Raw genomic sequence first — 12,250 nt, 5'->3', positions numbered from 1 at the left:
GTTTGCCTCACCCAGGCATAAGAACGGTCAAGGATTTCAGCAATCGATTTGAAAGTGAATCCATTATTTGAAAATTGAAGGACCTTAAGCCGTAAGAAATTACTCTTATTATTACGCTGACGGGATTTAAGCATTTCAAACTTGATTATCTTCTTTTCCTCCTCGGTAAGTTTTATAAAAGGATGCGGGTACGGCATAAATTATAAATGCGGGACAGACCACACACCTGCCCGACGGTCAGGCGGGTTTTCTTTTTCGCTATCTATGCGGCCTCCAAGACAAAGTTTTTACAAAATCACTAAATAATCCGATGATAATGGCTCTGGCAACTCTTGGCATACCCGTGAATTTAATAAACTTCACCCTGGACATCAAGTAAAACCTGCATTACAAAATGCGTCCTTACAGGAGGCAGTAGCTCTGGTCTGTCCCACTTTGTCCACAAAATTAGTGGTCCGTCCTGCTTTTCCCCGGATTAAATTTAGGCTGAGAATACTCTTTATTTATATATCCTTCTATTTCTACTTCAAGCTCCCTCATCCGATATAAATCTATTTTATCCATAATTTCTTTGGTCAACCAATTAATTGGAGTTTTCTTTTCTTTAGCAATTATTTCAACCCTAAATATACTTTGATCAAAATATAAATAATCTTTATTTTCCATATACCATTGTTTTATTTTACCCACAGAATTTCGAATACTATTTGTATCAGCTTCGGCTCGGTAAATAGTAATTAAGTCAGAGGTATCTATTAGTTTTTTTAAAACCTCAAAACCATATAAACGTACTGATAATTTATTGTTTTTTAGAGATTCTATCAATATTGGAATTATTAATCGATTAGATAGTTCCAAATTAATTAACACTCTCATAGCTACAAGTTGTAATGTTTCGTTCTCTTCATATAATAACATTTCTAAAAGCGATAAAATCAGAGACCTCCCTTTAAGTTGCTGTAAAATTTCCATTATAGCACCTTGAATTGCCTCATCACCATCTGTATCCAAAATCTCAAGAAAATCTCGTAATAGTGTATACTCCATCCCAGATATAAATGAATCTTGCCGCTTTCTTTCTCTTGACATATCTAATAATTCCATATGCAAACTTCTTAATGCATATAACCGAGTTTTACCATTACAGCTTTTTAGAACTTTAGGCAAATCTGCTAATAATTTATTATTCACCGTCCATCTAATCATTTCCGCCATATCTTTGTGAAGAAGATTAGATGGAGGAACAGTTAAATATGGCCCATCCGGATCATCCCTATAAAATAAAAACCATACCCCTTCCTTGTCAACTTCGTACGGTTCTTCATTGCAACCATAACGTGGTTTTTTATTTAACCCAGGAACAATTATACTGATTTTTTTTATACTCGAAGGACCTTTTATCACCTCGTAAATCTCAATCTCACCAATATCTGTTGCTTTCGGTGATGCTTCTCCTCGAGTAATATGAATTAATTTCCCTGTGACTATTATATCACTCCGGTTAATAAACTCTGTTGTTGCCCACGGCTGTAGAAGCCCCCCTACATACATCACATGCATAGAAGAATCATATTGAGAATTAAAATTCCCACAAGACACCAACAAACCTAAACTAATAGCAATACCGGAAATAAAATATTTTTTTATCATATTTTGCTCCTATTTACTCGAGGGACACACACCTGATTTTCTTTCTCACTTGGGGTGGGGACACATCCCACGCCGCCAAACCATCTATTCTCCTACTTCAGCAGGCACAATTTTTCTTAAATCGTGTTCACTCCCTACCGGGACTGTTAGATATGATATGCTTTTAGCCGGATTAGTCAATTTATTCGGTCTGAGCTTACTTCAGATATGTAGATGTGAATGCCTCGACCTCGGGTATGCCGCCCTGCAATATCAGATACCCATCGTGCGGTTCGCGTTCGGTTATTTCGCCGGCCACGGGCGTGAGCATCATCTCTTTTACCTTTTGCGGTTCGGTAGTGTGCCCGAGCACCCAACACAGCTTCATATAGGCCACTTCCGGTAACATATTGGCGCAGGGTATGATACCCAAATCCATCAGGTCGCGGCCGGTGTCGTAGACATACATCTGGACGTAGCCCCAAAGGGTCTGAACGGTCATGACCACAGTAATGCCCTTCTGGACGGCCTTCTTGAGGGATGGATATAACGGCTTGTTGACGTGGCCTAGTCCGGTGCCGGCGATAACGATGCCCTGGTAGCCGTTGTCTATTAAGGAGTCTATCATATCCGGCTTCATATTGGGGTAGTAATATACGATGGCTACCTTTTCATTGAAGGCGGTGTCTATCTTAACGTTGCGGTCCTTGCGCCGGCGTTTGTAATCCTGGGTGAAGAACTTGAACTCGGTGGGCGAGACCAGCCCGAGCGGGATGTTGCCGATGGTCCGGAAGGTGCTCCGGTAGCTGGAGTGCATCTTGCGGACCCTGGTGCCGCGATGGAGCAGGCAATACTGGTCGCTGGTCGGGCCGAACATACATATCATTACCTCGGCGGCGTCGCTCTCGGCGGCGGTCCGGACGGAGTTTATCAGGTTGAGCGCGGCGTCGCTGGAAGGCCGATCGCTGGAGCGCTGGGAGCCGACCATGACGATGGGCACGGGCGAGTCCTGGACCATAAAGGACAGGATGGCCGCGGTATGGTGCATGGTGTCGGTGCCGTGGCCGATGACGATGCCTTCGGCGCCTTCCTTGATTTCCTTGCCGATGGCCTGGGCCGTGGCGATGTATTGCTCCGGCCCCATGTTCTCGCTGAAGACTCCAAAAAGCTTGATGGTCTTGAGGTTGCAGATGTCGGCCAGTTCGGGCACGGCGCCGTAGAGCTCGCCCGGGGTAAAGGCCGGGATAACCGCGCCGGTGCGGTAGTCCAGCCGCGAGGCGATGGTGCCGCCTGTGCCCAGCAGGGTGACATTGTGCTTCTTGGGGTCGTAGGGAAACGCCTTTTCGGGTATCTTGTAGATGGCCTCTTTATAGCCGACCTCTTTGATTTCGGTGATGACGTTGATGTTGATGCCGGTATTGTAACCGGAATGGAGCTTGAGCACGATATGGAACGGGTCGCCGGTCTCGGAACGGGGCAGGATGATACCCTTGAACTCACCTTTAGAGGTATTGATGACCACATCGCTCCAGACCTTGACGTTATGTTTTATCAGGGTCTCCTTGGCCTGTCCTTTGTAGCCTTTGTATAAATCAGCGGTCATATGAATTTGTCCCTACGTTAAAAGCCTTTAATTTAGCTCTTGGAGCGGCTGAGTCAAGTAAATCCGTATGGCGTGATTTCCCTGATTATATTGACATTAGGCGCTTAGAAGATATTATCTCCCTTTCCAATGCTGAAACACTGTCTGGTTAAGACTGACTTCGGATGGTGCGGCTTGACAGCCGATGCCGGAGGAACCATTAAGAAAATCGTTCTGCCCGGCAGGAATAAGCAATCGGTACTGAAGCGATTAGGCATCAAGACCGCGGATTACGCAGATTATTCCGGCAATAAACTTGCCGAAGAATTAAGGAATTATTTCCGGGGCCGGAAGGTCAGGTTTAAGACCAAACCGGACCTGAGCGAATGCACCAGATTTGAAAGGAAGGTCTACCGGACATTACAAAGGATACCTTACGGACGGGTGATAACCTATTCGGAACTGGCCCGCCGGGCCGGAGTTCCGGGCGGCGCCCGGGCTGTGGGTAACGCCATGGCTAGGAACCCATTGCCGATACTGATACCCTGCCACCGGGTGGTCCGGAAGAACGGACAAATCGGTAATTTTTCGGCCATCGGCGGCGCGGGATTAAAATATAAACTTTTGAAACTGGAGAAAGCACGATGATAAACAAAGAGATGCTCGATATAATGGCCTGCCCGCTATGCAAAGCCGATGTCAGGCTGGAAGGCGCCAAGATTATCTGCACCCGGCCGGAATGCGCCTGCCGCTTCCGGATTGAAGACGATATCCCGGTGATGCTGATGGAAGAAGCCGAACGTCCCTGCCCCAAGTGCGGCCAGCAACGGGAATGGCTGGATGGCCAGGACCTGTTAAAATGCGCTAAATGCGGCAATCAGTTCAGACCCCTGTCGAAAGGCCAAGGTTAATGGATAAACGAACAATCCTTTTCGTATTACTGACCCTGCTGATATGGATGGGCTATATCTTTTATGTGGCGCCTTATTTTAATCCTCCGCCCAAAGAGCAGCCTAAACTGCCGATAACCCAGGCTGATAATAAACCCGCTGTGACGCCAACGCCAGCCACCACTGTAAATGCGCAGCCGGTCTCAAACACTTTGACAGCATACAAGCATCCCGACGTGCCGTTGACAAACAAAATCATCGGCAACGATTATATCCAGGCATCATTTACCAATAAAGGAGCGGCTTTAGAATCGGTAACGCTTTCCAAATACTGCAAGTCAAAGAGCAAAGACGCGCTCAAACTGGTATGCCCTATCGAAGTCATCAACCAAAATAATTTCATCCTTTCCTTGACTGGATACGAAGCCGAAATGCGCAATGCCAACTGGGTTATCGCCGAAGAAACGCCGGGCCAGTCAGTCACTTTCCGCTACACGGCCGATAACGGAGTAATTATTTTAAAACAATTCTCCGTCCAGGGCAACTACTCTCTTGATTATAAAATCTCGCTGGAAAATACTTCGGACAAGCCTATTACCCCAACCCTAACAATCGGCGGCATTAACGGCATCATCGCCGAGCAGAAAGACCAGATTGATTTATTCGGCGTGCGGGCTTATAACGATAAGATCAAAAATAAATGGTATGTCAAGGACGAAGTAACGCCGACCTCGCTGATAAAAGACAAAGATAACAACGACCGCAAGACCAAGGTTGGATTGCTCATCACCGATCTTGAACGCGCCCGCAAGGCCGGACGCGAACAGGCCGATAAGGTTGAATGGGCCGGACTGGTGAATAAATATTTCGCCAGCATCCTCATTCCGGCTAACCCGGCCGATATCGCTGAATACAGCTTCAGCCTGATGGATAACAATAAAATCAGCTTCGCCCTTACGGCTAAGGAATTCACGCTCAACCCGGCCGGCAAGCAGTCATACGATTTCACCTTCTACAGCGGACCAAAACTCGCTTCGGAATTGGCCGCCATGTCTAAATCAGGGCTTGACAACCTGCTTAATTACGGGATGTTCGGGTTCATCAGCAAAATAATCCTGTTCCTACTGGCCTCTATTTACGGACTTTTCAAGAATTACGGCGTGGCCATTATCATATTAACCATCATCATCAAGGTAGCGCTTTTCCCGCTGACCAAGAAAAGCCAGGTCTCGATGTATAACCTCCAGAAACTGACCCCGCGCATCAAGGCACTGCAGGAACAATTCAAGAACGACAAGCAGCGGCTGGCCTCAGAACAGATGAAACTGTGGAAGGAATACGGCGTTAATCCGCTGAGCGGATGCCTGCCGATGTTCTTCCAGATACCGGTATTCATCGGCCTTTGGCAGGCGCTGTCGCTTTCTATCGAGCTGAGGCAATCGACGTTCATGCTCTGGATTTCCGATTTATCACAACCTGACGTGCTGTTTAATCTGCCGTTCACGATGCCGTTAGTTGGATGGACCGAATTACATCTTTTGCCGTTATTGATGACAGCATCATGGCTGATACAATCATTAACCCAGCCTAAATCGCCCGACCCGCAGACCCGCCAACAGCAGAAGATGATGATGTTTATGCCCTTGATATTCATGTTTATGTTCTACAACTTCCCGTCAGGCCTGACACTCTACTGGTTCACCTCAACGTTATTAGGCATTGTCGAGCAATTACTTATCAAGAAATTCTACTTAAGGTAATGGTTAGACCAGAGGATACGATTATCGCCATAGCCACACCGGCGGGCAACTCATTAAAAGGCATCATCAGGCTTTCCGGACCAAAGACTTTCAGAATAATCAAAGGGCTCTTTTCGCCGCGGCTGACAGATAGTTATTGTAAATCGCATGGAAAAACAATAGAGGGAACCCTCCAGCTAAAAGGTATGAATACGCCGGCGGCCTTATATCTTATGAAATCACCTCATTCGTATACGCGTGAAGATGCGGTTGAAATCCACACCATAGGCGCTGAGGTATTACTGCAGGAAATCGTCCGACAGTTCCTGGCCAAGGGGGCCAGGCTGGCCCAACCCGGTGAATTCACCAGACGGGCTTACCTCAACGGGCGCATCAACCTGGCGCAAGCCGAAGCCGTTCTGGATATTATCAAGAGCCAGAATGAACGGGAACTCGCCCTGGCCAATAAACAATTACAGAACCACTTTGCCAAACGCGTAACCTTTATCAATAGCCGGCTGTTAGACCTAATCAGCAGGATTGAGCTATCCCTGGATTTCTCGGACCAGGACTTCAAGATTATCCAACCGGAAGAAATAAAGACCGCCCTTAAATACCTGACCGGACAGCTTGGTTCAATGCTTAAATCTCAAGAACAGTCACAGACGCACAAAGAAGGCGTTGTATGCGTTCTATTCGGACGGACTAACGCCGGCAAATCCAATATTTTTAATCGGCTAGTTCCGGATAAGAAAAATATCGTCAGTCCGGTTGCCGGCACAACCCGTGATTACATCGAAGGCGTCTATACGCACGGCGGTAAGCGATTCATAATCTTCGATACGGCCGGTATGACCGGCGTTCCTGATAACCGGACAAAGCAATCACGCCGATTAGCCAATCAGACGCTGGGTTCGGCTGATATCCGCATAATGGTCATTGACGGGCATCGGGGCATTACAAAGAATGACCGCGCCCTATCGGCAAAACTGGACGCCGGTAAATCTATTATTGCCCTAAATAAATGCGACCTGAGTATAAAATCAAATGCCGCCTTCGGTAAAACATGCGTTGTCCGGACATCGGCCCGGACCGGACAGGGGATTACCGCACTGAAAGAAGCCCTGGTTAAACTGGTTTCCAATAATCAGATAGACCGCTCCAGCAGCGACATTACCGTCAACAACCGGCATCGAAACTGCCTGGATAAAACACTGTCCAGCCTAAAACACGCCCTATCTGTCGTTGATAAAGAACAAACCTATGAGCTGGTCGCGCTGGACCTGCGCGAGGCGTTAGATAGCCTGGGGCAAATTACCGGCCAGTCCGTAACCGATGATATCCTGAATAATATTTTCAGCCGGTTCTGTATCGGGAAGTAATATGATTAAGACATTCAAGCAAGCATATGACTATCTCAAGACGCACACCGACTACGAACGGATGGCTAAATACCATTACAGCCAAAAGACCTTTAATCTGAAGCGGATGGAATCACTGCTGGATAAACTAGGCCGTCCGCAGCAAGGGCTTAGGTTCATCCATATTGCCGGCACCAAGGGCAAGGGCTCGACGGCAATTATCACTGCAAGAATACTTTCGGCTTCGGGATACAAAACCGGGCTTTTCACTTCGCCCCACCTGATTAATATCACCGAAAGAATCCAGATAGACGGAGCATCAATTCCAAACAGTATTTTCGCCCGATTGATGAATGATATCAGAATCGCTTCGCGGAATATCAAAGGGTTAACCTTCTTCGAACTTATTACAGCTATGGCTTTTCTTTATTTCCGGGATAACCGGGTGGACTTCGCGGTAATAGAGGTCGGACTGGGCGGCCGACTGGACTCAACCAACGTCATTACGCCTCTGGCCAGCATAATAACCCGACTGGATTTCGACCATATGGACAAACTCGGTAATACCATATCCCGAATTGCCCGGGAAAAAGCAGGGATTATCAAGCCCGGCGTTCCGGTCATAACCATAAAGCAACAATATCAGGATGCAATGCGGGTCATTCGCGATTCAGCTATCAAGAATAAATCACCGCTTTATGTAGTCCAGAATAAAACTAACCGACCCTACCCTGCGCCTCTGATTCTGGGCCAGCACCAAAACGAGAATATCGGCCTGGCTCTGGAAGTCATTAAACTACTCAACCTCCAAGGATATATCAACGTGGAATCGCCGAAGATAAAAAGCGCTCTAAAAGGATTGCGCCTGCCCGGCAGAATAGAAATCATCAGCCACCGCCCCGGCATAATTATTGACAGCGCTCACAATCCAGTGGCTATGGAAGCGGTCAGGGACACGGTCGTTAAATTGGACCATCGAAAACTGATTCTGGTCATCGGCATTTCCATGGACAAGGATATACCGAAGATGCTGGATATCATCATGCCCATTTCCGACACAGTCATTTTTACGAGCACAAAACATCCCCGCCTTTTGGCGCCGATAGATTTCACGCCTTATCTAAAAGAAAGCTATCTGGAACGCCCAATATTCCTCGACCCAGATTACCGCCGGGCCATGCGGCTGGCAAAGCACCTAGCCAACAAGAATGATTTGATACTGGTTACAGGTTCATTTTATCTGGCAGGCGAGGTGCTCAAATCAATGGGCTGTTCTATTTAGGCGCAGGAGATGTTTCTGACTTAGGTTGCTCAGGCGTAACCGGAGCAACAGGCGCCGGAGGAGTCGGCGGCGGCACTACCGGAGCTACGGGCGGAGTAGGCGTTACAGGGTTAACTGCGGCCGGGGCAATTGGCTTCGGCGTTTCCGGAACAACTGTTGCCGCTGCCGCAGGAGCAGACGGAACCAGCGTATTAGGTGCCGCCGGGCTATAAGCCGCCATAGGCATCGGCGCGCGTATCACCATTTGCTGCGACCTGATAATCGTATAAATAAGCGTAAGCACCGCGAAGATACCGACAATCCCGGCTACAGCCAGAAGGATATCCTGCCTGTCTTTGGTTGGCGGATAATAGTCGTCACCCTGAGCGCCCACCCGGCGACGAACCACGACTTCCTCATATTCGCCGTTCTCATCGGAATACATCGCCGGCCGGCCCTGTTTAACCGGCGCTTTTTTTACCGATTCCAATATCGGCATCAGGGAGCCTCCGGCTAATTTACCCACGACCTTCTTGCATTTACTGCATTTTATCTTAGAGCCGTCGGGCAATGCAGAGACGTCAAACCGGGAATCGCAGATAGGACATTCAATAATATTCGCCATAATTGATTTTAATGATTACCAATATGAATAAAATTGTCAAGAAAATTAACGCCCGATTAACCTAAATCACCAGCATCGCATCGCCATAGCTGAAAAACCGGTATTTTCTGCTTATCGCTTTCTTATAAGCGTTAAGCACCTTCGGACGACCGGCAAATGCAAAAACCAGCGCCAGTGGTGTGCCGTGCGGCTGATGGAAATTAGTTATCAATCCATCCACCAGCTTGAATTTATAAGGCGGACGGATAAAAAGGTCCGTGTTGCCGCCCACTACCGACGCCCGGGGAACGTTGTGCTGTTGCAGCCAGGGATGAACCAGCATTGACGAGATATATCCTGACACCGTCTCCAAAACCCTGGTCACGGTGGTACCCACGGCGATGATGCGCCGGTGGTCGCGCTTGGCCTGCATTATCTCGCGCACCGCATCGGGCATAACCTCAAACTGCTCTGCCTCCATTTTATGCCCGGACAAATCTTCTGATTTAATCGGCTTGAAAGTGCCCGGGCCGACCTGCAAAGTCACGTAAACGAACCTGACTCCCTGTTTAATCAACCGGTTAATCAGCGGCCTGGTAAAATGAAGCCCGGCCGTCGGCGCGGCGATGGCGCCTGGCGCATGAGCGTAGACCGTCTGATAATCCCTGATATCGCTGGCCCGAAGCCTGCCGGAAGTGTTGTCCCGTTTAATATACGGCGGTAACGGCGCTACACCCAACCGCGCCAGCATATCCTCATCAAAATCGGACGGGAGTTTCACCTGCCAGCGATCAGCGGTCCGGCCGGCAAGCACCGCCCGGACACGATTATCCACCATACTGACTAACTCCTCACCTTTATTCAATCGGCGATTGCTGGCCAGCATTGCCTCCCAGATGTTATCTCCGGTATTCTTGACCAAAAGCATCTCCACCCGGCCTCCGGTCAGCCGCTGCATAATCATCCTGTAAGGCAACACCCTGGTATTGTTCAGAATAATCAAGTCGCCCGGCACCAAGTATTTCTCTATATCGAAAAACCGGCAGTGCTCTATTCCATCCGCCTTCCTGCGCATAACCAACAACCGGGAGCTATCTCTGGGCCGGGCCGGATGCTGGGCAATCAGTTCTGGCGGCAAGCTGTAATTTAAAGCATTAGTCTTCATAATTTATTTGCGGATAAATACGCCTCCGGTGACATCGGCTATTTTCCGCATTAATTCCGGGTTATTACCCTTCTCCCCAATCATCACCGTATTCATGGTTATCTTGCGGAAACGATTTTGCTTTTCCAGATTAGCAATGATATTTTCATCAACAATATAAGTGCCGTAGGTTGGTTTGCCGTCCGAAAGTATGAATATCGTATCCACATCGGGCTCTTTCATGGCTTCAGTAACCGCGTCATAAAGGTCGCCCCTGCCCCGTCGAATATCCTCCAGTCTATCCCAGATTGACCGGGCAAAATCAATTCCCAATTTCTTATTTGCATCCGTCGCGGCCAGCATGACCGACCCGGTCCGGCGCTTATTCATCCGGGTTGCTTCGGTACTCATAATTATAATATTAAAACAGGCCGTTGAGTTTAGTTTTGACAAAGCCGCTTCCAGCTCTTTAAGGGCGATATCGGCTTTAGTCGAGCTGTCTTTTCCGCCGGACTCGTTTTTCATACTGCCCGAGAAATCAATGACAAATATGATATTCCGGCCCATCACCGGGATGGTAAAAAAAGTCGGGATGGTCTCATCAGGATTAACCTCAAACAACGGCGCCCCGGCCAATGACTCTATCCTGTCCTTATTGGCCTCATACCAACTCATCCAGCCGGTAATGCTGTATTTGTCCGACGCTCCGGTGATATCCGAAAGGGCCGCAATGATGTCATATCTGAGCTGCCACTGCGCATCTTTCAGCCGGTCTATCAGGTAAGGAATATACTTGCAGTCATGCGATTTACGGCTGACCCGGATAGCCGTAGCCCGGACCGCCGGAACCTTATCGGAAAATAACTCAGCGACCGTTTTGAGAATAGTTCCTTTATCTACCGGTATTTGCGCCAGTGATTCCAGCGCCGCTATTCGTATCTGTGGCTGGGTGCTCTTGAGTCCGGACAAAAGATATGGAAACGCTTCTTCGGGGCTGATTTGGGTCAAGGCCTCCAACACGGCCGCCTTTACCGTCCAGTGCGGGTCGTTAACCTTCTTCAACAGCACCGGTAACCCTGATTGCGCCTTCATCCGACCCAGGCATAATGCCGCGGCGGCCCTGACTTCCGGAACAGGGACGCTAAGTTTCTTTATCAAATAATCGGCCGCGTCGGAGTTATCCGGCAAACATCCGATAGCCTCGATTACCTTGACCTGGACTGCATCATCGGGATCATTAATTGAATTAATCAGGTTAACCAGCGTGGACGGATCTTTGATGAGCGATAAAGCCCAAGCCGCGTGCAGACGCATACGCGGACTCTTGGGATTAGCCAGCGGGACCGCGGCCAACCACTCGATTGACGCTTTGTCGGTCATCGCGCCCAAAGCCATGACCGCGCCTTCGCGTATGGGCGCTTCGCCATCGTCAAGCAACCCGCCCAAAATTACGGCCGCATCCTTATTATTAAACTTTCCCAGATTCTTAATCGCACCGATCCGGTCCCAGTAATTACCATAGGAACCATCATTAACCGTCTTATGCAACTCCTCAATAGACTTCTGGTCTTTAGCCGATAAAGACAGTCCGGCCAGCGCGCTGACAATAATTATAGTCAAGAAATGACGCAATTTTACCATTTTAATATAGCTGGCAAAATATCCGGCTTGCTGTTTTTACCGCCTAAAGATTCGGCTGCTGTCCACCGGCTATTTATTCTTCAGAAGGAACAATTCCCGCTGCTGAATCAACGAAAGCTTCGCATTACCCAGCGCCCTGGCGCAGGCCTCCTGAATACCAAGATCTTCTTCCATCAATCCGTTCTTAAGAGCTTCGTACATCTCTTTATTGATGGTCTCAGCCGGGTTGACCCTGAGTATTTCGCCGATGGCTTGGGCCAGCTTGACTCTTACCTCTTTGGCATTTTCCTTATTGACGAAAGAATTTTTAAGCGGCTGGAGCGCCGTAGCATCTCCGAATTTGCCCAATGCCATAGCGGCCGGAATACGAATGCTGTCCGGCCTGTTTTCCAGGGTGGA

General features: G+C 48.5%; 11 protein-coding genes. 5 read left to right on the top strand and 6 right to left on the bottom strand.

Features of this window, described 5'->3' with window-relative positions; genetic code table 11:
• Positions 1-447: 447 nt before the first annotated feature.
• Both WC980_09855 and gatD read right to left on the bottom strand, forming a co-directional pair.
• A complete protein-coding gene (locus tag WC980_09855; protein MFA5795350.1) occupies positions 448-1,650 on the bottom strand; it encodes a hypothetical protein in 1,203 nt (400 codons plus the stop codon).
• Positions 1,651-1,846: 196 nt separating this feature from the next.
• Positions 1,847-3,232 carry a Glu-tRNA(Gln) amidotransferase subunit GatD gene (gene gatD / locus WC980_09850; GenBank protein MFA5795349.1) on the bottom strand — a complete coding sequence of 462 codons (1,386 nt, stop codon included), beginning with the start codon at positions 3,230-3,232 and terminating at the stop codon, positions 1,847-1,849.
• A gap of 129 nt (positions 3,233-3,361) precedes the next feature.
• Between gatD and WC980_09845 the strand changes: the two genes are divergently transcribed.
• From WC980_09845 to WC980_09825, 5 genes are read left to right on the top strand one after another with little or no spacing between them, the layout of a single operon-like run.
• Positions 3,362-3,859 (top strand): MGMT family protein, encoded by a 498-nt coding sequence (locus WC980_09845; protein ID MFA5795348.1) that lies wholly within the window; start codon positions 3,362-3,364, stop codon positions 3,857-3,859.
• On the top strand, positions 3,856-4,122 hold the full coding sequence (locus WC980_09840; protein ID MFA5795347.1) for a Trm112 family protein: 267 nt from the start codon (positions 3,856-3,858) through the stop codon (positions 4,120-4,122). The genes WC980_09845 and WC980_09840 overlap by 4 nt, the downstream gene beginning before the upstream one ends.
• Complete coding sequence (gene yidC, locus WC980_09835; GenBank protein ID MFA5795346.1) at positions 4,122-5,861, top strand: membrane protein insertase YidC; 1,740 nt, start codon at positions 4,122-4,124, stop codon at positions 5,859-5,861. The genes WC980_09840 and yidC overlap by 1 nt, the downstream gene beginning before the upstream one ends.
• On the top strand, positions 5,861-7,222 hold the full coding sequence (gene mnmE / locus WC980_09830) for a tRNA uridine-5-carboxymethylaminomethyl(34) synthesis GTPase MnmE (protein ID MFA5795345.1): 1,362 nt from the start codon (positions 5,861-5,863) through the stop codon (positions 7,220-7,222). Before yidC ends, mnmE begins: the two co-directional genes overlap by 1 nt.
• A gap of 1 nt (position 7,223) precedes the next feature.
• Positions 7,224-8,483, top strand: a complete 1,260-nt coding sequence (locus WC980_09825) for a folylpolyglutamate synthase/dihydrofolate synthase family protein (protein MFA5795344.1) — start codon at positions 7,224-7,226, stop codon at positions 8,481-8,483.
• On the opposite strand, the gene WC980_09820 is transcribed toward WC980_09825, so the two are convergent.
• The 4 genes from WC980_09820 to WC980_09805 form a co-directional block, all read right to left on the bottom strand.
• The gene (locus tag WC980_09820; GenBank protein ID MFA5795343.1) at positions 8,476-9,087 is read right to left on the bottom strand and encodes a hypothetical protein; all 612 of its coding nucleotides are present in this window, start codon (positions 9,085-9,087) and stop codon (positions 8,476-8,478) included. The genes WC980_09825 and WC980_09820 overlap by 8 nt on opposite strands.
• 61 nt (positions 9,088-9,148) lie before the next feature.
• Positions 9,149-10,231 (bottom strand): tRNA preQ1(34) S-adenosylmethionine ribosyltransferase-isomerase QueA, encoded by a 1,083-nt coding sequence (gene queA, locus WC980_09815; GenBank protein MFA5795342.1) that lies wholly within the window; start codon positions 10,229-10,231, stop codon positions 9,149-9,151.
• Between the two features lie 3 nt (positions 10,232-10,234).
• Complete coding sequence (locus WC980_09810) at positions 10,235-11,851, bottom strand: HEAT repeat domain-containing protein (GenBank protein MFA5795341.1); 1,617 nt, start codon at positions 11,849-11,851, stop codon at positions 10,235-10,237.
• 69 nt (positions 11,852-11,920) lie between these two features.
• Positions 11,921-12,217, bottom strand: coding sequence for a hypothetical protein (locus tag WC980_09805; GenBank protein MFA5795340.1), 297 nt, complete (start codon positions 12,215-12,217; stop codon positions 11,921-11,923).
• Positions 12,218-12,250: the final 33 nt, after the last annotated feature.

It is taken from the genome of Candidatus Brocadiia bacterium (assembly GCA_041658285.1).
Taxonomy (GTDB): Bacteria; Planctomycetota; MHYJ01; order JACQXL01; family JACQXL01; genus JBBAAP01.
This window is presented reverse-complemented; position numbering and strand designations above follow the sequence as displayed.

Coding starts and splice junctions, on each gene's coding strand:
- WC980_09855 (MFA5795350.1), bottom strand. CDS start 1,650: ATGATAAAAAAATATTTTATTTCCGGTATTGCTATTAGTTTAGGTTTG.
- gatD (MFA5795349.1), bottom strand. CDS start 3,232: ATGACCGCTGATTTATACAAAGGCTACAAAGGACAGGCCAAGGAGACC.
- WC980_09845 (MFA5795348.1), top strand. CDS start 3,362: ATGCTGAAACACTGTCTGGTTAAGACTGACTTCGGATGGTGCGGCTTG.
- WC980_09840 (MFA5795347.1), top strand. CDS start 3,856: ATGATAAACAAAGAGATGCTCGATATAATGGCCTGCCCGCTATGCAAA.
- yidC (MFA5795346.1), top strand. CDS start 4,122: ATGGATAAACGAACAATCCTTTTCGTATTACTGACCCTGCTGATATGG.
- mnmE (MFA5795345.1), top strand. CDS start 5,861: ATGGTTAGACCAGAGGATACGATTATCGCCATAGCCACACCGGCGGGC.
- WC980_09825 (MFA5795344.1), top strand. CDS start 7,224: ATGATTAAGACATTCAAGCAAGCATATGACTATCTCAAGACGCACACC.
- WC980_09820 (MFA5795343.1), bottom strand. CDS start 9,087: ATGGCGAATATTATTGAATGTCCTATCTGCGATTCCCGGTTTGACGTC.
- queA (MFA5795342.1), bottom strand. CDS start 10,231: ATGAAGACTAATGCTTTAAATTACAGCTTGCCGCCAGAACTGATTGCC.
- WC980_09810 (MFA5795341.1), bottom strand. CDS start 11,851: ATGGTAAAATTGCGTCATTTCTTGACTATAATTATTGTCAGCGCGCTG.